The organism is Aurantimicrobium minutum (assembly GCF_002355535.1).
Classification (GTDB): domain Bacteria; phylum Actinomycetota; class Actinomycetes; order Actinomycetales; family Microbacteriaceae; genus Aurantimicrobium; species Aurantimicrobium minutum.
In genome coordinates, this window is record NZ_AP017457.1 from 1,317,611 (window position 1) to 1,337,026 (window position 19,416).

Here is a 19,416-nt window from a genome sequence, read left to right on the forward strand (position 1 = left end):
TTATGCCTTGGTGCTTGGCTTCTTGGGTGCGCGCGCAGCAGGCTTAGCTGCTGCCTTGGCAGGAGCCTTTTTGGCAGCTGTCTTGGCGGCAGGCTTAGTTGCCTTCGCAGCTGGTTCTGCCTTCTTAGCTGGAACCTTCACGGGTGGGAGCTTCGAAACTGGGCGCTCATTGCTCGAGAGCCACTGCTTGCGCAGAGGAAGCTTCTTCACATCCTTAAAGATTTCCTCGAGCTGGTTGTGATCGAGAGTTTCCTTCTCAAGAAGTTCGGTAGCGAGGCGGTCCAGAACCTTACGGTTCGAGTTCAAAACCTTCCACGCTTCAGTGTGAGCGTTCTCGATGAGAGCACGGATTTCTTTATCCACGTGCTCGGCCATGACCTCAGAGTAGTCACGCTGGTGACCCATGTCGCGACCGAGGAACATCTCACCGGATGCGCCACCGAGCTTGACCGAACCAACGGTTGCACTCATGCCGTATTCGGTGACCATCTTGCGGGCAATGTTGGTTGCCTTCTCGATGTCGTTCGATGCACCAGTGGTGGGGTCGTGGAAAACGATCTCTTCAGCAACGCGGCCACCCATGGCATAGGTGAGTTGGTCAAGTAGTTCGTTACGTGTAACGGAGTACTTATCTTCCAGCGGAAGCACCATGGTGTATCCGAGCGCACGACCACGAGGAAGGATTGTCACCTTGGTCACGGGGTCAGAGAAGTTCATCGCGGCTGCAGCGAGCGCGTGACCACCCTCATGATAAGCAGTGATGAGCTTTTCTTGATCCTTCATCACACGACTGCGACGCTGAGGTCCAGCAATCACGCGGTCGATGGACTCATCGAGTGCACGGTTGTCGATCAGTTGTGCGTTGGAGCGAGCAGTCAACAGCGCCGCTTCGTTCAAAACATTAGCAAGGTCAGCACCTGTGAAACCTGGAGTCTTGCGTGCGACAACTTCGAGGTCAACGTTCTTCGCCATGGGCTTGCCCTTGGCGTGAACTTCCAAAATCTTCTTGCGGCCTTCCATATCTGGCGCGTCAACACCAATCTGGCGGTCGAAACGGCCAGGACGCAGAAGAGCAGGGTCAAGAATGTCAGGACGGTTGGTGGCCGCAATCAAAATCACGTTGGCCTTCACGTCGAAGCCGTCCATCTCCACGAGCATCTGGTTGAGGGTCTGCTCACGTTCGTCGTGGCCACCACCCATACCTGCACCACGGTGTCGGCCTACGGCATCGATTTCATCGATGAAGATAATCGCTGGAGCGTTTTGCTTGGCCTGTTCGAACAGGTCACGAACACGGCTGGCACCCACACCAACAAACATTTCAACGAAGTCGGAACCAGAAATAGAGAAGAAGGGAACACCCGCTTCACCAGCAACAGCGCGTGCGAGAAGAGTTTTACCCGTTCCGGGAGGGCCATAGAGGAGCACACCCTTCGGGATGCGAGCTCCCACGGCCAGGAAGCGTTCGGGCTCTTTGAGGAAGTCAACAATTTCTGCTAGTTCTTCCACGGCCTCGTTGGCACCAGCTACGTCAGCAAAGGTGACGGTGGGGGTTTCTTTGGTGACCATCTTGGCGCGGGACTTACCAAACTGCATAACACCGCGTCCCCCACCTTGCATCGAGGAGAGCATGAACCAGAAGAAGGCACCGATCAGGATAACGGGCAAGAGGATGCCCAGCATGCTGAGGAACCAGTTCTCTTTGGGAACCTCATCGTTAAAGCCATCGGTGAGGTCGGACGCGTTAACCGCATCAACGACCTGGACACCACGAGGGGCAACATAGAAGAACTGCACGTCCGTGCCGTATTTCTCATCTGCTTCTTTGAGCTTGAGATCTACGCGCTGCTCAATGTCAACAATGGTTGCACTGGCAACCTTGTTGTCTTTAAGGAAGGTCAAGCCATCATCGGTGCTTACCGATTGGAATCCGGTCATGGAGATCAGCGAGGAGCCAACCCAGACCGCAACAACAGCAACAACGATGTACAGCAGGGGACCGCGCAGAAGGTTCTTCAGTTTCATGGTCTTCTCAGGGTATCGGGCGGAACGCTATGCCCGCTGGGTGTTTGCCGAGGGCGGAATCACATCCGCCCGTGAATTCTCAGGCGTGGGGGTCTTCTCCGCCATAAACGTGGGGAGCCAGAACGGCCAAGCCACGAACGTTGCGGTAGTCCTCGTTGTAGTCCAAGCCATAGCCAATTACGAAAGCAGGTGGGATATCAAAGCCCACGTATTTCACGTCAACAGGTTCTTTGATTGCTTCTGGCTTGCGGAACATGGCCACAACCTCAATTGAGGCAGGACCGCGAGACTCGAGGTTTCCCATCAACCAGTTCAAGGTCAGACCAGAGTCAATGATGTCTTCCACAATCAGTACGTGACGGCCTGCGATTTCAGCATCGAGGTCTTTCACGATGCGAACAACACCTGAAGACTTCGTGCTGGAACCATAGGAGGACACAGCCATGAAATCGATGTGTGCGTGGAACTTCAGCTCGCGCACCAAATCACTGAGCACCATCACAGCACCCTTGAGAACGGCAATGATGAGAACGTCTTTGCCCTCGTAATCACGCTCTATTTCGCGAGCAAGCTCAGCGAGGCGGTTTTGAATTTGCTCCTCGGTGAAGAGGATTTCGGTGATGTCTGATTCGACGTCGCGCAACTCCATGCGTGCGATCCTTTAGTGCTGGTGAGCTGAAGACTCGGTGGGCGGGGACGAGGTGGAACTCATGACGAGTTGAGTACCTTGTCGCTCAACTCTAATACCGGGAACGTGTGCTTCACCCTGTCCATGCCAGTGCGTAATAAGTCTGGTGATGGAAGTGGTGTGTGCTGCACTCAAACTGACCGAAAAAACCTCAAGTGCTGTGCGCCTAATAACCCTATTAAGAATGGCCACAGGCAACGCTTCCAATTGAGAAATCTCCAACACAGCGCGCCTGCTATCGACAGGCTCTCCCAGCGCGGGGACGAGAACAGTGGGCATCATTTCTGCAGTGAGTGCGTCTAATACAACGGCATCTTGGCGCAGTTGTTCAGCAGTGCGAGCAAGAGCCTCGGCAACACCTGGTCCGAGTTTGTCTTCGAGCATCGGCATGATCTCAGTACGAATACGAACCCGCGTGTAGGCACTGTCCTCATTGTGAGGATCATTCCAGGGGGTTAATTGCTGGTCCGCGCACGCGGCAACAGTTTCTGCACGACGAATACCCAGCAGCGGTCGGCGATAGATTGCATTAATCTCGCTCATTCCGGCCAGACTTGTTGCGCCCGAACCACGAGTGAGCCCGAGCAAAACAGTCTCTGCTTGATCATCGAGTGTGTGGCCGAGAAGAACAGCCACAGCGCCAGTTTCTTTGGCAACTGCTTCCAATGCGGCATAGCGCGCAGTGCGGGCATCAGCCTCCGGCCCGGACTGTGGCACGACTTTCACTGAACGGATAATGACCGGGTCCAAGCCAAGGGCTTGTGCCTGAGATGCGGCACGCTCAGCAACCTCGGCCGAACCGTCCTGCAAACCGTGATCCACAATGATGGCACCGGCACGCAGGCCTAATTTCGGGGCTTCAAAGCCAAGCCCGGCAGCCAAGGCGAGAGAATCTGGTCCGCCGCTGAGTGCGACGAGAACAACGCTTCCATGCTCAACGTCTGCGAGGTTCGTGCGAACGGCACGACGAACGTCAGCCACAGCTGGCGTGAGTCGAGGTCGTTGAGTCATTATCAAGTAACGTTATTAGGTATTCATCCCAACCGTGAAGGAGCCCTCGTGGCCGCGTACGATGTCATCATTGAAATCCCTAAGGGAAGCCGCAACAAATATGAGGTAGACCACGAAACAGGTCGCGTGTACCTCGACCGTGTTTTGTTCACCACCTTCGTCTACCCCACCGATTACGGATTCTTCGAGAACACTCTCGGACTCGACGGCGACCCCGTAGACGCACTTGTTCTGCTTGAATACCCTGTCTTCCCTGGCGTTGGTGTCAGTGTTCGTCCCGTTGGTGTTCTCAACATGAGTGACGAAGCTGGTTCAGATGCCAAGGTCATTTGTGTTCCAGCTAAGGACCCTCGCTGGGCACACATCCAGGACATCTCTGATGTTCCTGAGCAGACCAAGAACGAAATCGACCACTTCTTCAAGCGCTACAAGGACCTCGAGCCTGGCAAGTTTGTCAACGTTGAAGGATGGGGCAATGCTGCCGAAGCAGAGCAGATCGTTGTTGACGGTTTTGCTCGCCTCAAGGCAGAAGGACACTAAGCACCTCGTCTTAAACACTGATGCCCCGCTCACCAGAGCGGGGCATCAGTCGTTAAGGCTGTTGTGGTTTAGAAACCAACTCCACGATCTGCCATGAATGCGCGAGGGTTGGTGGTTGAACCATTGAGACGAACTTCGTAGTGGAGGTGGCAACCAGTGGAGTTACCGGTTGTTCCAGTTGTTGCAATCTGTTGACCGACAGAAACTTGTTGGCCCACAGAAACCATGATTCCGCCTGGGCTGATGTGAGCGTAGCCAGTCGAGACTCCACCACCGTGGTTAATGCGGATGAGGTTTCCGTAGGAACCCTGCCATCCGGCATAGGTCACTGTTCCACTTGATGCTGCATACAGAGGGGAACCACAGCGAGAACCAATGTCAGTTCCGAGGTGGAAGTCACCCATGGAACGCCAGCCATAGTCACTGGTCACGCCATAACCAGGAGCGGGGTGTGCCCACCCTGCATTAGAAATCGTGATGCCTTGTGCGGCCAGTGCCGCAGCGGCAGCAGCGGCAGCTGCACGCCTAGCTTCCTCTTCTTGGCGCTTACGTTCTTCAACACCTGCCTGGTAGCCAGCTACGGTCTGAGCTGTTGTGTCTTTAAGTGCTGCAAGCTGTGCTTCAAGAATTGCCGACTGCTGTTCACTTTCTGCAAGCTTGGCATTCGCCGCCTCGTTCGCAGCAATGGCTTCGTTCATGGCTGTCTCTGCTTGGACACGAAGTTCTTCACGTGCCGTCTTGGCAACCTCTGCCTGCTTGGACAGTGACTCTGCTTCGTTCTTGGCAGTTTGAGCTTGAGCATAGATTGCGTTGGATCGTTCAACCATCTTGCTCATGCTGCCAAGCTTCTGCAGAAGCTTGTCGCTTCCATCCGCCGTCTTCTGCATGAGAAGGTTCATGCTCAGATCACTACCGCCAGAGCGATAGAGCTGTGCGGCAAGGCGTCCTGCTTGGGTAGAAGCAGTCTTTGCTTTCTCGGCGCTTGCTTGTGCTTGCGCGGTGAGGTTTTGAGCCAGAATGTCTGCTTCGTCGAACTTCTGCTGAGCAATCTGATACTCAGCGCCCTTCTTTTCAGCTTCCGCTTGAGTTGCCTCAACTTCTGCTTGCAGACCAGCTATCAAACCTTGAATCTTTTGGACCTGTGCGTTCTTTGCTGCCTCGTTTGCCTTCGCGTTTTGAACGTCCTGCCAGGACGGATAGTCCACGGCATAAGCAGGTTGGGCTAGAGAATTACCCACAACGAGCGCAACAACAGCAAGCACTGCTGTTACCAGCAGGATGGGAAGAACACGCAACGAACGAAGTGACGCTGCGCGCGTTTCACTCATGCGAGGCATGCTTTCTCCACTCGTTTATAGGCACGGTCTTTTCGACAGTAACAAGCGAACTTGGAGAAAGCTGGGAAGGCTCTCCGAAGCTGTGGATAGTTCGATTGGCGCAGCGAACAAATATTCCCTATGCTTGTCTCTCGGTAGCTGCTTTCAGTCTGCTTCCCGGCCCCATCGTTTAGCGGCCTAGGACTCCGCCCTTTCACGGCGGCAACACGGGTTCGAATCCCGTTGGGGTCACCAGGATATAGACTGAAATTAGTTACCAAGTAAGGCCCTGTAGCGCAGTTGGTTAGCGCGCCGCCCTGTCACGGCGGAGGTCGCGGGTTCAAGTCCCGTCAGGGTCGCGGATGCCCTTCTTCGGAAGGGTTTTTCATCTAAGCGGCACTTTTGCTTAGGGCTCTGTAGCTCAGTTGGTAGAGCGCACGACTGAAAATCGTGAGGTCACGGGATCGACGCCCGTCGGAGCCACCACCAAACCCCGCTTGCGCGGGGGTTTTAGATTTTCTGTCGGATGTATCATTAGCAGATTTCAGAGCTTCCTGCTTACTCTGCGCTGGCCTCGGCTATGACTTTGAGTTCACGTCTCAAATTAGGGCAACACCCCACCGCACATTGGCTTGGCCAAGGTCCCAGAGGTGAGAGTGCTTGAGGCGTAGCTTCGTTGATCCGTTCCAAAATGAGATCCGCGATGCCATCCGTAAAAGCGAGGCTACTCCCAGGAGTAGTGACACGAGCAAAGTCCATCCCAAGCTCTAAAGCAGTTTCCTGTGCTTCGTTGTCGAGATCCCAAATTACTTCAACGTGGTCGCTCACGAAACCGATAGGAACAACGATGACACCTTTCTTTCCCGATGCGTGAATATCCCGAATGGCGTCGTTTACGTCAGGTTCGAGCCAAGGTACCTGTGGAGAGCCACTGCGAGATTGATAGACGAGCTGCCATGAGACCGGAGAAATTCCTAGGTCAGAGTGGACTTTATCCATCACTATTTCAGCAGCAGCAAGATGTTGCGCTGCATAGGCACCGCCTGGCTTTTCAAAGGTTTCTCGCAAAGCTGGTGGTCCACTCGTTTCACCCATGGCATCTGGGATGGAATGGGTGGCAAACATGACGTCAATTTCTGAAAAATCTAGGCCGTTCTTGACCATTGCTTGGAGTTTGTCCTCAAGGTCTCCAATAACAGGCTGGAGGAAACCTGGGTGATCAAAGTAGTGACGAACTTTGTCTATGACCATTTTGCCGACGAGGTCATTGTCCGTCAGGGCTTGATAGAGGTTCTCTCGATATTGTCTGCACCCTGAGTAGGAGGAGTAAGCGCTCGTCACCCACGCAAGAACACGACGATGGCCGTTGTCATACATTTCCTTGACGACATCAGCAAAGAACGGTGCACTGTTGCGATTACCCCAATAGATCGGGATATCTATTCCACGTTCAGGGAACCTCTCCTTCATTGCGGCAAGGAGAGCACGGTTTTGTTCGTTAATGGGGCTGACACCCCCCAGAGCGAGGTAGTGGTGCGAGACCTCTTCCAACCTTTCTCGCGGAACACCACGTCCGGCAGTAACGCGCTCGAGAAAAGGCATCACTTCGTCTGGACCTTCAGGTCCTCCAAAAGAGGTGAGGAGTATTGCATCATAAGTCATGAGAAAGTACCTGCAATCTGAGAGAGTTCAACTTTGCGGCCAGTGAAGAAAGGGACTTCTTCACGGACATGCATACGGGCTTTGGTGTACCGGAGGTCGCGCATCATGTCGACAATTTCGTGGAGGTCTTCAGATTCAAGAGCCAACAGCCACTCGTAATCGCCAAGAGCAAAAGACGCCACCGTGCTGGAAGTTATGCCTTCATACTTGTGACCAGCAAGACCATGTTCGACGAGCATCTCCCGACGCTCCTCTTCAGGAATGAGGTACCAGTCGTAAGAGCGCACGAAGGGATACATGCACAGCCACCTCTTTGCTTCCTTGCCCAACATGAAGCCGGGCACGTGAGTCCGATTGAACTCTGCAGGGCGATGAAGTCCCATTCCAGACCAGGTGGATTCAAAGTGTTTGCCGAATTCAAGGCGGGAGAACTCTTTGAGAGCATCCTGAACTTCTTCTGCAGAGCTGGCATGAATCCATAACAGCAATGCAGTATCGCCACGGAACCCTCGAATGTCGTATGTTCCACGCAGGGTGATGTCGCGGGCAGCCAAGCTCGCAACCCATTCGGTGAACTCTTCTTGCGCAGCGTCAGGCAGACCGACGGGACTCGTCATGCGATATGCGGTCCAGTTGGTGTATCGAATGGTGTCGTTGATGGTGTCGAATTTAGTTTCTGTCACGGGGTCATCCTTTGGTAGTGATCACGAGTAATGCCAAGTAGTCCGTTCCCGGAAATGTAGGAGCCACACAGTTCGACTTCGAGTTTTTGTGCAGTGATAAGAAGTTGCTCTTGTTTTGCCTTGGCGGCAGTACTTGCTTGATAGAGCGAACCGGGCCAATGGTGAATTGTTGCGCTGTGAATAGTCGCGTCATCAATTTGGTAGAGGCGGGGAAGGTCATCGTGAGCAAGTGCAATGAGATCGCCCTCGGGAAGAATTCCATCTCTGCCGTAACTCAGGCGAATGAGATGGTGATGCTCTGGCAGAGCATTGTCTACCCATTCCCACTTGGCATTCACATGAGTTGATGCCTTGGCTGTCACGCCACTGCTCTCCGTAATGAGCGCTCCACTACCGAGGGGGAAGGAGTCCAGTTGGGTCGATTCGACCAACAAAATCACTAGTGCAACATCGACGGAATGAGTCTCCGGTGTTGCAAGTTCAGCAACTACTTCTTGACTGTCCCAGGAGGCGAGGACGTATGCAGCCGTGCTGATTCCGGTCGCAATAGTCATTTGGGTGCTGACGAAGGTTCCGTTACTCGTTTTACAGCACCACTGGTCATTCTCCTGCTGGACACTGGTGACGTCGCTGTTGAAAGAGAACCAAACTTTCTTGCTCAGCAAAAGGCGATAGAGCTCAGCGACGAGAGTAAACATGCCGCCATCAAGACTTGCCACAGCGGCTCCAGGCCGCGGCTGGGCGGCACGAATCTGTCGTGCTGCTGAACACAGAGAACCTGTTTCACTCATCGCTCGCAGAAGTGCGGGTATGGTGGATTCGGCAGACAGCGTTTGCGCTGAGGAACCGTGAACCCCGCTAAACAGAGGTTCGACCAGCTTGTCGACAAACTCAGAACCGAGACGTGTGTCAACCAATTCCGCCACGCTCATACCTTGGAGCTCACCCACTGGTTGAGAATCTAAGCGGCGAGCTTCTTCCAGTCCCTGAGGAGAAATGATGGAAGCGAGCTCGGGGTCATCAAGTGAACTCGGGATCCCTAAAACACCATGCGGAATCGGATATCGAAGCGTCGGGGAGGCAACGATGCGCGCATCGGTTCGCTGGGGGGAAACGATGTGATCGTTCAAACCCAATTCTTTCAGCAGCTGCAGGAAGCTCTCCCCGGCGGTTGAAAACGCTTCAGCGCCAGCATCGATATCAATCTCGCCAATAGTGACGGGGGCAATCAGTCCACCTGCGTGCGCTTCTTTCTCGAGAACTACAACCGTTTCGCCACGGGAAGTCGCCCGAAGCGCTGCTAGCAAGCCGGAAATCCCGGCACCAATGACGACCCGATCTGCTTGAATCATGTTGTTGTGCGGTGGATGTATTCAGTAATTCGGGTGAGCACGTCTGGATCTGTTTCAGGAGGAACACCATGGCCCAGATTGACCACATGACCTGGAGCATTGGCACCTGAGGCGATAACTGCATCTATGTGTTCTGCCAACGTCTCCCAGTTTGCTGTCAACAGTTCTGTAGAGATGTTGCCTTGGAGAGGGACCTTGTCGTGGAAGAGGGCAGATGCTCGAGCTAGATCAGTCTGCGAATCAATACCCATCACGGTTGCACCAACTCCATGCATGGATTCCAAGAGAGGCTCTGTCCCTACGCCAAAGTGAACGCGCGGAACCGGAACTCCATCCTTGTCAACGAGAAGTGCAAGCTGTGAAAACAATCGTTCTGAATAGGGCTTGGCAAACGTTTCGTATTCTTCTGGGCTCAAACGTCCTGCCCAGCTATCAAATACTTGGAGTGCACTCGCACCTGCAACGACCTGGGCAGAAATGAACTGTGCCGTGATGTCAGCACACCAGTTCAAAATCTGTGCCCACAGCTCAGGCTGGTTTCGCATCATCTCTCTGGAATGAGGAAGGTCTTTCGATGGGCCACCTTCGATGAGATAGGAGGCGAGGGTGAAGGGAGCGCCACCAAACCCGATCAGGGGGGTTGAACCCAGTTCCTTCACGAGCATGTCAACAGCGGTGGTGATGGGAGCAAAGGCGTCGGCATCGATGTGGTGCAACGCGTCGGCGGCTTCTTGGGTGCGCACCGGATGTTCCAACACAGGCCCAACTCCTGGCTTGATGTCAACATCGAGTCCCGCAAGTTTGAGGGGGATCACAATGTCAGAGAAGTAGATAGCAGCATCCACACCGTGGCGGCGAACCGGCTGCATGGTGATCTCAACGACAAGCTCAGGAGTGAGGCAACTGTCTAGCATCGCAATGCCTTCGCGCAACTTCCGATATTCAGGAAGTGAACGCCCTGCTTGCCGCATGAACCACACTGGCAACGGACAAGTGCGGTGACCGCGCATGTTCAGCACCAAGAGAGACTCACTGGTCTTGCCGGTGTTCAGAGGATGTTCCGCAGGAAGTATCACAGGCTTATTCTCTAGAGCGGTGCGATCAGAAAAGCTGACACGGTGTCAGAAGGCCTGTTGTTATCTTGAGCTTTGTGGCACTCGTCTATTTAGGAACTGACTTCCACGACACCCCGTTAACTGATCTCGAGAAGTTTGAATCAGCATCGGCAGAGGTACTAAATGCCTTGAGTCCGAGCGATTCTGTTCTTGAAGGGGTCGTCGTGTTGGCGACCTGTAACCGTTTTGAGATCTATTTCGAAGCTGAGTCTTTTCACGACTCTATGGATTACGTCACATCTGCCGTCGCAAAAGCTTTAGGAGTTCCTACTGACGTGGTGACCTCAATGTTGAAGGTCCTCTATGGCAATAGTGTTGCCCAGCACTTGTTTTCTGTGGCATCAGGACTTGAGTCCATGATTGTGGGCGAAGAAGAAATTTCGGGCCAAGTAAAACGCTCACTCACACAAGCGCATCAGCGTGGCTTTGTCTCCAAAAACTTGAACCATTTGTTCCAAAACGCAGCATCTGTCGCCAAGGCCGTGATGACAGAAACTGGTCTCGGCGCTTCGGGACGTTCGGTCATCATGACGGCGCTAGAAATCGCTTCAGAAGAGCTGGGTGGAATTGCCGGGAAGTCCGTTCTCCTCATTGGAACCGGTGCTTATTCCAGAGTAGTTACTGCGGCAATTCAACGACTCGGCGTTGACAACATCTTTGTGTATTCACGTGCGGGACGGGCAGAGAAGTTTTCAGAAAACCATGAAACTACTCCCGTGAGCAAAGACCAACTTGTCCAGGTCATGGCAGAGGTAGATCTCATCATTAGCGCAAGTGGCGCAACTGGGTATGCCGTTGATGTAGCCCTTGCACAGGAAGTACTCGCCCACCGATCTGGCAAGCCGGATTTAGTCCTCATCGATGTATCACTATCGAAAGATGTCGCGCCCGAAGTGTCTCAACTTGAGCATACGAGTGTGATTGATCTTGAGCAGATCAAACATCGGGCTCCTCAAGAACACATTGATTCTGTCATCACTGCACGAGAAATCATTCATACTGCTGTGACTAATTTTGAAAATAGTATGGCGTCTCGGAGCATTGATCCTGTCGTTGCCGCTCTCCGCTCACACATCGGCCTCTGGGTTGATGAAGAGATTGAAAGCGTGAGACGAAAGTCCGGGAATTCAGCTGCCGAGGAAGTGCAGAAGTCCCTGCGCAAGGTCACAAATGCAATCTTGCATGCGCCCTCAGTAAAGGCCAAAGAGCTCGCTGTTGATGGCAATCACGACGACTACATCAATGCTGTTCGACTCCTGTTCAACATCGAGGTGAATGAGCGTGACTAAATTACGTGTGGGCACGCGAGGAAGTCTTCTGGCTCTCACCCAGACCCGACTCTTTACCTCCCTGCTATGCCTGAAACATCCCGATCTTCAGATTGATGAAGTACTGATCCAGACGCAGGGCGATATCAGTACCGAACCGCTCAATCAAGCAAAGACTCCGGGTCTGTTCGTCTCAGCTTTACGCGATGCACTCCTCTCGCATGAGGTCGACTTCATTGTGCATTCGTTGAAAGACCTCCCCGCCCAACCCTTTCCAGGAATCGACACAGCTTGTATTCCTCTCCGCGAAGATTCGCGAGATGGATTTGTTAGTCGAGGAAATATCCCCCTCATGCAACTCCCTGCAGGGGCAGTCATCGGAACGTCTTCACCACGCCGTACGGCACGTATTCGCCAGCTGCGCCCCGATCTCACCGTGATGTCCATCCGTGGAAATATCGATACCAGAATTGCCAAAGTTGAGCGGGGCGAGTTCGATGCCACTCTGCTCGCAATGGCAGGTCTGAAGCGTATTGGGCGGGCAGATGTGGTGTGTGAAATCTTTGACAACACGGACTTCATCCCGGCAGCGGGACAGGGCGCTTTGTCTATTGAATGCCGCTCGGAAGATTCAGAGATCAGAGAGCTCCTTGCTGTTCTCAATGATGAGGAGACCCGACTACTTGTCACGGCGGAACGCCACGTTTTAGTCGGCCTGGACGCTGGTTGTGCCACAGCGATTGGTGCATGGGCTTCCTTGGATCAGGGAACCCTCACTCTTCGTGCGGAGCTCTCTGTAGAAAGCACGGGAGAGTCCCAGCGGGTTGAACTCAGCGCTGAGCTCGGACTTGATGAGTGCCTCCGGGCAAGTGAGTTAGGTCTAGAAATTGCTTCCCGTTTGAAGGCAAGCCCTATCGCAGAGAGGGTGGCGTGGAAGTGAGCATTCTCCTCATCCGTGCAAACAGAAATGATGTCGATCAGGCAGCACTTGACGCGTATGGCGTTGAGAGCATTGTCGACCCCTATCTGAGCATTACCAAGGTGGATAACCCAGTGGGCATCGCACGACTGCGCGAAGCCTTGATTGCGCCAGGAAACAAATGGCTCGTCGCTACGTCAACTAATGCGTTGTCCTTTTTCCAGGCAGAACTCGGCCCAGGTGCGCTCGAACAGATTATTCAGTCGCAGCCTGACCTTAAATTCGCTGCCATCGGCGCTCAAACAGAACAGCAACTGCGTGACGTGGGGGCGGTGAATGTGCTTCGCGCATCCGAGGCAGACTCCCACTCATTAGCCACGGTGATCGCAGAGACAGAACCGTGCCCTGTCGTCATCCCCTCAAGTTCCATAGCCATGAAGTCCCTCTCTCGAACGTTGCAGTCGCACGGTTTTGATCTTGTTGAAGAAGTGATTTATTCGACGGAAACTGTGTCGCATTTCCCCTCATCTGTGAAGCAGATTGCTGAAGGTCAGATTTCAGGTATCCTCCTTCGCTCCCCAAGTGCCGTTAGAGCTTTTGTTGATTTCAACGGCGTTGTCGATATCCCCGTCTTTTGCGCCGGTCGCACAACTGCTGCCCAAGCGGGGATGCTCAAACTGAACGTATCTGCGGTTTCAGCAGATCCAAGCCCTGAAACTGTTGCCCTAACCATCTCGGAATATCTGAAAGCACACGACTCATGATTAATCGTCCCCGACGACTCCGGACAACCCCAGCGATGCGTGAGCTCGTTGCAGATGTCACATTAAGTCCGAAGAATCTCATGCTCCCCGTCTTCGTAAAAGAGGGGATTACTGAACCTCGTGAAATCCCGGGCATGCCTGGAGTGCTTCAGCACACGGAAGAATCCTTCCTTCACATCCTCGATGACGCGATTGCTGCCGGAATCGTTTCTGTCATGTTCTTTGCTGTTCCAGAGCACAGAGATGAGACAGGAAGTCAGGCATGCCTATCCGAGGGAATCTTGTCTCGAGTGACTAGAGCAGCACGTGAGCATGTGGGAGACGCACTGGTTCTAGTGGCGGATCTGTGTCTGGATGAGTTCACCGATCATGGCCATTGTGGAGTATTAGACTCCTCAGGTGCTGTCGATAATGATGCGACACTGGAGCACTACGTGGCGATGGCATCAGCCCTTGCAGACGCAGGAGCTGATCTTCTTGGGACCAGCGGAATGATGGACGGACAGGTCGCAGCCATTCGTGCCGGGCTGGATGCTCGCGGGTTTGTAAACACCGGAATCCTTGCCTACGCCGCGAAGTATGCCTCGAACTTTTATGGCCCCTTCCGCAATGCCGTGGAATCACAACTCTCGGGCGACCGCAAAACCTATCAACAAGATTTCCGCCGGACCAAAGAGGGCGCAGAAGAGATTCTCCTGGACCTCGAAGAGGGCGCAGACATGGTGATGGTTAAACCTGCGCTCGCATACATGGACGTGCTCACCCAGGCAGCGCAACTATCTTCCAAGCCAGTGGCCGCCTATGTGGTTTCGGGCGAGTATTCCATGGTGGAAACGGCAGCAGCCCAAGGCGTAATCCCGCGCGAGGCAACCATTTTCGAACTGCTCTATGCCCTCAAACGAGCGGGAGCAAACATTATCTGCACCTACTGGGCTCTTGAATTTGCCCAAAAACTGAAAGAGCAATCATGACCACTCTTGAGACATCACTTCAATGGCATAACCGCGCCAAGCGCATCATTCCTGGCGGTGTGAGTTCACCCGTTCGCGCCTTCCAGTCGGTAGGTGGCACTCCTCGCTACTTCGTTAAAGGCGAAGGCTCAAAGATCTGGGATGTTGACGGCAACGAATACGTGGACCTTGTGGGTTCGTGGGGTCCCATGATTGTGGGACATGCACATCCTCATGTTGTGAGCCGGGTGAAGTCAGCAATGGAGAAATCATTCTCATTCGGCGCACCAGGACCGGGCGAAGTATTGCTTGCTGAAGAAATTGCAGCTCGTGTTCCTACGTGTGAACGCGTGCGTTTTGTTTCCTCTGGAACAGAAGCTGTAATGACAGCAGTTCGACTCGCTCGTGCTGCAACTAGCCGCAACCTGATCGTGAAGTTTGCGGGTTGCTACCACGGGCACAGTGATTCCCTTCTGGTTCAGTCAGGCTCCGGAATTGCAACCCTTGGATTGCCCAACTCGCCAGGTGTAACACCCGGTCAAACTCAGGACACCGTTGTTGTTCCCTTCAACGACGTGGACGCTGTGACGCAGCTCTTTGCCGAGCGAGGTTCTGAGATTGCCGCAGTGATCACTGAAGCAACCCCCGCGAATATGGGTGTTGTTCCACCGCTGCCAGGTTTCAACAAGTTCCTCTCTGACATTACGAAGAAGCACGGTGCGCTGTTCATCCTGGATGAGGTTATGACGGGCTTCCGCATTTCTCAAGGTGGATGGTGGGGAAAGTTTGGTTCTGAAGAGGACTGGACTCCCGACCTGTTTACCTTCGGGAAGGTCATTGGCGGAGGTATGCCTTTGGCTGCCGTTGGTGGCTCTGCTGCCGTCATGGAGCTTCTCGCCCCAAGCGGATCTGTTTACCAAGCAGGCACACTGAGCGGTAACCCTATTGCCACCACTGCAGGTCTCGCAACGCTGGAACTGTGTGACTCTGAGCTTTATTTGGCACTTGATTCCAGATCTCTTGAAGTGGGTTCCGCTATCTCCAATGCCTTAACCGCAGCAGATGTCGAACACAGTTTTCAGCAGGCGGGAAACCTCTTTTCCTTCTTCTTCACTTCTCAAGACGTCAGTAACTTTGATGATGCAAAAAAGCAGGACACTTCGGCATTTGCGGTGTTCTTCCATTCGCTTCTTGAACAGGGAATTTCGGTACCTCCGTCTGCATTTGAGGCGTGGTTTGTCTCCGGTGCTTTGACAGATGACGACGTGGACAAGATTGCCAAGGCAGCGTCAGTCGCTGCGCAACAAGTGAAACTGCGTTCAAGCTGAGAAATTACTGAAAGCGGTATTACCGCACGCTTATAGGATTAACCATCATGGTTTCCCAGATTGCAGATACCCGCAGAGAAGCAATCTTGTTGGCTTCTCTCGAGTTGCTCGATACTTCAGGAATCGAGGGAATTTCCATGGCGAGAATCGCCCAGGTAACTGGATTGTCACGCCCCGCGATTTATCAATACTTCTCTTCCCGAGAAAACATTCTTGGTGAACTACTCATCAACGACATGGCAGATCTCAGCAATGAGATTGACCGTATTGTTTCTGCCGAACAAGAACCAATGGAACAAGTTCGTTTGTGGATTCACTACTCCCTGGCACACATGGCAAGCAAAGAACACCGAGTCGTCAGAGAGATCTCCGTCAAAAATCTGCGTGAAGATCAACGCGGCGAACTGATGGCAATGCACGGCTACTTTATGACTAGCCTGATTTCGCCACTAAAAGAGTTGGGGATCGAAGACCCTTCTTCTCAGGTCAGCCTGATTTTTGCTGCGATTACCTCTGCTGCCGAACGAATTGATTCGGGTAAGCCTTTCATCGCAGAAGCAGCTGCTTTAGAGAAATTTTTGATTGCTGGAGTAGAAGCCGCGCTCTAGCAATTCATGTTTGAAACCGAATTGTAAATGCCATTAAACCCTCAGAACAAACCCGACTTAAGTCAACGATTAGCACCATAGAAATAAGCAATTTATGGTTTTGTGACTGAAACTCATTCATCAGAATCGTCCCCCCGCACGACCGAAAATTGTGAGGTCACGGGATCGACGCCCGTCGGAGCCACCACTGGAAGCCTCTGGTTTATTCAGAGGCTTTTGTGTTTTCTGAGGTGTGACGTCAACTTTCCCGCCACAATAAAGGGATGAAGACTTCTCCTTGGAAACAGCTACTTGCTTTGCTGATCAATCCATTCAGATACGGTGTCATCGCAGCTTTGGGTGCGACCTTTTTTCTGAAGCTCGTTGAAGTTGGCCAAGAGCTACTGTACGGAGTTATTCCTCACTCACTGGGTTTCACGGAAACCCCGTGGTGGTTAGCGGGAATTTATCTGCTCGTTTCTGCAGTGTTGATTCTGTTGATTCGCAAAATGCCTGGGCAGGCAGGTCCCGGACCTTTGACCGGATTCCACTTTGATACTCCGCGTGAATTTGCCCCCGCTATTTTGCTCACAGCTTTAGTGAGCCTGATTGCTGGAGCTTCCCTTGGCCCAGAAGCTCCATTGATTATTTTGGGAACCACTCTTGCTCTGTTGACTACGCGAAGTCATGATGAACAAACACGCAAGGCGGCAATGTTCATCTCTGGTGCTGCTGCAATTGGTGCTGTTTTCGGCAACCCCTTTATTACAGCCTTTATGATCTTGGAGTTTGCTGCAATTGGAATAGTCCCCTACGCGCTGATCCTTCCAGTGATGACAGCTTTAGCTGCGAGCTTTATCGTTCAAACCGGAATCTGGAGATTCAAAGGTTTTGAAGTGCACCCATTGGCCGTGCAGGGAATTCCTGACTATTCCACAATCGACCCTGGTGATTTTCTCGGAGCTGTGTTGGTGGCTGTCATTGCCGGTCTCATTGCACTGTCTACCCGTGCCCTGGGTGGTCGTGTTCAAGCCTTCTCTGACAAGAAGTTCGCTCCCACTTTGTTTATCTCTGTTGCCATCATTATTGCGCTGGTCTTTGTGGGCCAGACCTTCTTCGGGATTGAGCTCAACCAGCTGCTTTTTAGCGGCAACAGCGGAATGTCTGGGCTGATTGCCGAGAGCTCTGTGTTTGTGGTGATTTTTGTCTTGCTGGCCAAGACAGCAATCTATTCGCTGACCTTGGGTTCTGGTTTCCGTGGTGGACCAATCTTCCCCATCACCTTCTTAGGTGTTGCGGTGGGAGTTTTGGTGAGCCTGCATTTCCCCGGTTCACCAGTGAGCGCTTTTGCGGCTGCAGGTATTGCTGGGGCTTCAGCGGCCTTCCTAAAACTGCCCGCAACGAGTGCACTTCTAGCTGCAGTGCTGATCGGTGGTGCTGGGGAGGCTATAGCTCCCATTGCCATTACAGGTGCTGTGGTCGGTTTCATTATCCGCGCGATGGCAGATGCCCGGGCTCCCCAGGAGACTCCGGCTCACTCCTAAGAATCTTTCGGCAATCTTTCAGCAACCAGCCATAGATTGTTGCCATGGGATTTCTCGACAAACTCTTTGGAACTAATCAGGACGAAGAATATCGTCGCACCACACAGCAGGTTCGTCAGGCCAGTGCTGCTCGCAACGAAGACGAGATAGCTGTTGAGCGTTATCGCTACCTGCTGCGCACCGCTTCCCCTGAAGCAATTGAACAGGTGCATGAGGAGGCCTTTAGCAAGCTCACCCCCGAGCAGCGTCACATTCTTTACACCCAGCTCAGTGCAGACGCTCCTGCTGGAGAAGCTCCCCTGAGCGAGGAGCCCCGTGCTCTTGCAGTGTCAGCCACACGCTCTGAAATGCGCCAGCCAGGAACAATGGAGCGCACGCTTGGCCAAGCTGGAGGGGCTCCCGGATTTGGAACCATGTTTGCCAGCTCGCTACTTGGAAGCGTTGCCGGTTATGTCATCGCATCAAGCTTGATGACTGCTTTCATGCCGATGGATATGGGAGCAGACACCGCAGGTGCTGACACCGGAGGCGATGCTGGATCAGATTTTGGTGGAAATGAGACCATCTCTGCCGACGGTGGATTTGCAGACCCCGGCATGGGTGATGCCGGATTCGGTGACGCCGGGTTTGGTGACTTCGGAGACTTTGGGTTCTAACCCACAAGCAAAACTGCTGTCAGCAGTAAGAAAATCAGCACGAAGATTGTTGGCGTCACAAAGCGCACAACGTTGAGCCACTTTGAGAAGGCAATGGCCTGACGCGTTGCTGCTGATGGGTTCTTCACGGCAGCGAGATCTTCAGCGATAGCCTGCGCCTGTGTCGCGCTGGAGTACTGCGCGAGTGCTCCCAAAATTCCTGAAGCGAGCAAGATTCCGACTGTTGCGAGGGTGAGGAACAGTGGCGCCGTCGCTAAGCCGAGGGTAATGAGACCCACGGTGACAATGAGCAAAAAGGTGGGGGCAAATTGTGAAACAACGATGTGGAATCGTGCTTTGTTCCACAGTTCAAGAAGTTCGTGTTCAGTCATGTCTTTACTCTACGCAATAGTGCCTCCGGGGTCTGGATAAACTAGTACCACCGCGCACATCAAAGGAAGCCTCCAGTTGCGTACAGTTTCTAACTCTGGAGAACCCATGTCTATCCCCCGCGCTCTTCTGACAACCAGTGGTCTGCTGCTTGCCCTCACTCTCACAACCTGCACTTCGGCACCGGCCGAAACAATCTCTGAAGAACCTTCAGGGTGTAACGGCGTAGAAGTTGTTGTGAACTTTGGTGTTCTCGATGGAACCGGAAGCACCACCTGTGTTGATATCTCTGGCGACTCTGCCAAAGCAATTGATGTGGTGCACGAGGCCGGATTCGAAACCGAAGGAACGGCCACCTATGGCGATGCCATTGTCTGCCGTGTCAACGGTTTGCCCTCTCCAACCGAGCCCGTTGTTGTTGAAGGTCAAGCAGAGTTCACAGAATCGTGTGCAGATATGCCTCCCGCATTTGCCTACTGGGCGCTGTGGCAGAAGTCTTCTGCCGGCGGCCAGTGGGAGTATGCCCAGTCTGGTTTGGGCGATCTGATTATCAAAAAGGGTGAGTCTCTCGGTTTGGTTTTCACCACCGGTGAGAGCACCCCCACTCCCGTGAGCGAATAATGTTGCCCGGCCGCTCAC

General features: G+C 53.3%; 19 protein-coding genes and 3 tRNA genes. 13 read left to right on the plus strand and 9 right to left on the minus strand.

Going from position 1 to position 19,416, the window contains the following annotated elements:
- The 3 genes from ftsH to tilS all read right to left on the minus strand — a co-directional run bounded on the left by ftsH (position 1) and on the right by tilS (position 3,724).
- Positions 1-2,025: an ATP-dependent zinc metalloprotease FtsH gene (ftsH, locus tag AUMI_RS06500; protein ID WP_096382666.1), complete on the minus strand. Its 2,025-nt coding sequence runs from the start codon at positions 2,023-2,025 to the stop codon at positions 1-3.
- Between the two features lie 79 nt (positions 2,026-2,104).
- A complete protein-coding gene (hpt, locus tag AUMI_RS06505) occupies positions 2,105-2,674 on the minus strand; it encodes a hypoxanthine phosphoribosyltransferase (protein WP_096382668.1) in 570 nt (189 codons plus the stop codon).
- A 12-nt stretch (positions 2,675-2,686) separates the two neighbouring features.
- Positions 2,687-3,724, minus strand: a complete 1,038-nt coding sequence (gene tilS / locus AUMI_RS06510) for a tRNA lysidine(34) synthetase TilS (protein WP_096382670.1) — start codon at positions 3,722-3,724, stop codon at positions 2,687-2,689.
- 48 nt (positions 3,725-3,772) lie between these two features.
- Between tilS and AUMI_RS06515 the strand changes: the two genes are divergently transcribed.
- Positions 3,773-4,264 (plus strand): inorganic diphosphatase, encoded by a 492-nt coding sequence (locus AUMI_RS06515; RefSeq protein WP_096382673.1) that lies wholly within the window; start codon positions 3,773-3,775, stop codon positions 4,262-4,264.
- A 68-nt stretch (positions 4,265-4,332) separates the two neighbouring features.
- Here AUMI_RS06515 and AUMI_RS06520 read toward each other — a convergent pair whose 3' ends face one another.
- Complete coding sequence (locus AUMI_RS06520; RefSeq protein ID WP_096383522.1) at positions 4,333-5,592, minus strand: M23 family metallopeptidase; 1,260 nt, start codon at positions 5,590-5,592, stop codon at positions 4,333-4,335.
- Positions 5,593-5,759: 167 nt separating this feature from the next.
- Between AUMI_RS06520 and AUMI_RS06525 the strand changes: the two genes are divergently transcribed.
- From AUMI_RS06525 to AUMI_RS06535, 3 genes are all read left to right on the plus strand, one after another.
- A tRNA-Glu gene (locus tag AUMI_RS06525) sits at positions 5,760-5,835 on the plus strand.
- A gap of 30 nt (positions 5,836-5,865) precedes the next feature.
- Positions 5,866-5,939, plus strand: a tRNA-Asp gene (locus AUMI_RS06530).
- 51 nt (positions 5,940-5,990) lie between these two features.
- A tRNA-Phe gene (locus tag AUMI_RS06535) sits at positions 5,991-6,066 on the plus strand.
- A gap of 72 nt (positions 6,067-6,138) precedes the next feature.
- Here AUMI_RS06535 and AUMI_RS06540 read toward each other — a convergent pair.
- The 4 genes from AUMI_RS06540 to hemE are packed head-to-tail and all read right to left on the minus strand — an operon-like array spanning position 6,139 to position 10,353.
- Entirely contained in the window at positions 6,139-7,242 is a 1,104-nt protein-coding gene (locus tag AUMI_RS06540; RefSeq protein WP_096382674.1) for a ferrochelatase, read from the minus strand.
- A complete protein-coding gene (gene hemQ, locus AUMI_RS06545; protein WP_231951727.1) occupies positions 7,239-7,925 on the minus strand; it encodes a hydrogen peroxide-dependent heme synthase in 687 nt (228 codons plus the stop codon). The genes AUMI_RS06540 and hemQ overlap by 4 nt, the downstream gene beginning before the upstream one ends.
- Positions 7,922-9,277 (minus strand): protoporphyrinogen oxidase, encoded by a 1,356-nt coding sequence (hemG, locus tag AUMI_RS06550; RefSeq protein ID WP_096382677.1) that lies wholly within the window; start codon positions 9,275-9,277, stop codon positions 7,922-7,924. The genes hemQ and hemG overlap by 4 nt, the downstream gene beginning before the upstream one ends.
- Positions 9,274-10,353 carry a uroporphyrinogen decarboxylase gene (hemE, locus tag AUMI_RS06555; protein ID WP_096382679.1) on the minus strand — a complete coding sequence of 360 codons (1,080 nt, stop codon included), beginning with the start codon at positions 10,351-10,353 and terminating at the stop codon, positions 9,274-9,276. The genes hemG and hemE overlap by 4 nt, the downstream gene beginning before the upstream one ends.
- Before the next feature lie 74 nt (positions 10,354-10,427).
- Here hemE and AUMI_RS06560 point away from each other — a divergent pair, with 74 nt between their 5' ends.
- The 8 genes from AUMI_RS06560 to AUMI_RS06595 all read left to right on the plus strand — a co-directional run bounded on the left by AUMI_RS06560 (position 10,428) and on the right by AUMI_RS06595 (position 18,408).
- Entirely contained in the window at positions 10,428-11,681 is a 1,254-nt protein-coding gene (locus AUMI_RS06560) for a glutamyl-tRNA reductase (RefSeq protein ID WP_172418277.1), read from the plus strand.
- On the plus strand, positions 11,674-12,600 hold the full coding sequence (gene hemC / locus AUMI_RS06565; protein ID WP_197702059.1) for a hydroxymethylbilane synthase: 927 nt from the start codon (positions 11,674-11,676) through the stop codon (positions 12,598-12,600). Before AUMI_RS06560 ends, hemC begins: the two co-directional genes overlap by 8 nt.
- Positions 12,597-13,343 carry a uroporphyrinogen-III synthase gene (locus AUMI_RS06570; protein ID WP_172418278.1) on the plus strand — a complete coding sequence of 249 codons (747 nt, stop codon included), beginning with the start codon at positions 12,597-12,599 and terminating at the stop codon, positions 13,341-13,343. Before hemC ends, AUMI_RS06570 begins: the two co-directional genes overlap by 4 nt.
- The gene (hemB, locus tag AUMI_RS06575) at positions 13,340-14,314 is read left to right on the plus strand and encodes a porphobilinogen synthase (protein WP_096382687.1); all 975 of its coding nucleotides are present in this window, start codon (positions 13,340-13,342) and stop codon (positions 14,312-14,314) included. The genes AUMI_RS06570 and hemB overlap by 4 nt, the downstream gene beginning before the upstream one ends.
- Complete coding sequence (gene hemL, locus AUMI_RS06580; protein WP_096382690.1) at positions 14,311-15,621, plus strand: glutamate-1-semialdehyde 2,1-aminomutase; 1,311 nt, start codon at positions 14,311-14,313, stop codon at positions 15,619-15,621. The genes hemB and hemL overlap by 4 nt, the downstream gene beginning before the upstream one ends.
- Before the next feature lie 47 nt (positions 15,622-15,668).
- Positions 15,669-16,229 (plus strand): TetR/AcrR family transcriptional regulator, encoded by a 561-nt coding sequence (locus AUMI_RS06585; RefSeq protein WP_096382691.1) that lies wholly within the window; start codon positions 15,669-15,671, stop codon positions 16,227-16,229.
- 263 nt (positions 16,230-16,492) lie between these two features.
- Positions 16,493-17,752 (plus strand): chloride channel protein, encoded by a 1,260-nt coding sequence (locus AUMI_RS06590; RefSeq protein ID WP_096382694.1) that lies wholly within the window; start codon positions 16,493-16,495, stop codon positions 17,750-17,752.
- Between the two features lie 44 nt (positions 17,753-17,796).
- Positions 17,797-18,408 carry a hypothetical protein gene (locus tag AUMI_RS06595; RefSeq protein ID WP_096382696.1) on the plus strand — a complete coding sequence of 204 codons (612 nt, stop codon included), beginning with the start codon at positions 17,797-17,799 and terminating at the stop codon, positions 18,406-18,408.
- On the opposite strand, the gene AUMI_RS06600 is transcribed toward AUMI_RS06595, so the two are convergent.
- Complete coding sequence (locus AUMI_RS06600) at positions 18,405-18,779, minus strand: hypothetical protein (RefSeq protein WP_096382699.1); 375 nt, start codon at positions 18,777-18,779, stop codon at positions 18,405-18,407. The genes AUMI_RS06595 and AUMI_RS06600 overlap by 4 nt on opposite strands.
- Before the next feature lie 106 nt (positions 18,780-18,885).
- On the opposite strand from AUMI_RS06600, the gene AUMI_RS06605 reads away from it, so the two are divergent.
- Positions 18,886-19,398 carry a hypothetical protein gene (locus tag AUMI_RS06605; RefSeq protein WP_096382700.1) on the plus strand — a complete coding sequence of 171 codons (513 nt, stop codon included), beginning with the start codon at positions 18,886-18,888 and terminating at the stop codon, positions 19,396-19,398.
- Positions 19,399-19,416 lie beyond the last annotated feature (18 nt).

What these genes read in the sequence shown, in the direction of transcription:
- ftsH (WP_096382666.1), bottom strand. Translation starts at nt 2,025, where the DNA reads ATGAAACTGAAGAACCTTCTGCGCGGTCCCCTGCTGTACATCGTTGTT.
- hpt (WP_096382668.1), bottom strand. Translation starts at nt 2,674, where the DNA reads ATGGAGTTGCGCGACGTCGAATCAGACATCACCGAAATCCTCTTCACC.
- tilS (WP_096382670.1), bottom strand. Translation starts at nt 3,724, where the DNA reads ATGACTCAACGACCTCGACTCACGCCAGCTGTGGCTGACGTTCGTCGT.
- AUMI_RS06520 (WP_096383522.1), bottom strand. Translation starts at nt 5,592, where the DNA reads ATGAGTGAAACGCGCGCAGCGTCACTTCGTTCGTTGCGTGTTCTTCCC.
- AUMI_RS06540 (WP_096382674.1), bottom strand. Translation starts at nt 7,242, where the DNA reads ATGACTTATGATGCAATACTCCTCACCTCTTTTGGAGGACCTGAAGGT.
- hemG (WP_096382677.1), bottom strand. Translation starts at nt 9,277, where the DNA reads ATGATTCAAGCAGATCGGGTCGTCATTGGTGCCGGGATTTCCGGCTTG.
- hemB (WP_096382687.1), top strand. Translation starts at nt 13,340, where the DNA reads ATGATTAATCGTCCCCGACGACTCCGGACAACCCCAGCGATGCGTGAG.
- hemL (WP_096382690.1), top strand. Translation starts at nt 14,311, where the DNA reads ATGACCACTCTTGAGACATCACTTCAATGGCATAACCGCGCCAAGCGC.
- AUMI_RS06585 (WP_096382691.1), top strand. Translation starts at nt 15,669, where the DNA reads ATGGTTTCCCAGATTGCAGATACCCGCAGAGAAGCAATCTTGTTGGCT.
- AUMI_RS06590 (WP_096382694.1), top strand. Translation starts at nt 16,493, where the DNA reads ATGAAGACTTCTCCTTGGAAACAGCTACTTGCTTTGCTGATCAATCCA.
- AUMI_RS06595 (WP_096382696.1), top strand. Translation starts at nt 17,797, where the DNA reads ATGGGATTTCTCGACAAACTCTTTGGAACTAATCAGGACGAAGAATAT.
- AUMI_RS06600 (WP_096382699.1), bottom strand. Translation starts at nt 18,779, where the DNA reads ATGACTGAACACGAACTTCTTGAACTGTGGAACAAAGCACGATTCCAC.
- AUMI_RS06605 (WP_096382700.1), top strand. Translation starts at nt 18,886, where the DNA reads ATGTCTATCCCCCGCGCTCTTCTGACAACCAGTGGTCTGCTGCTTGCC.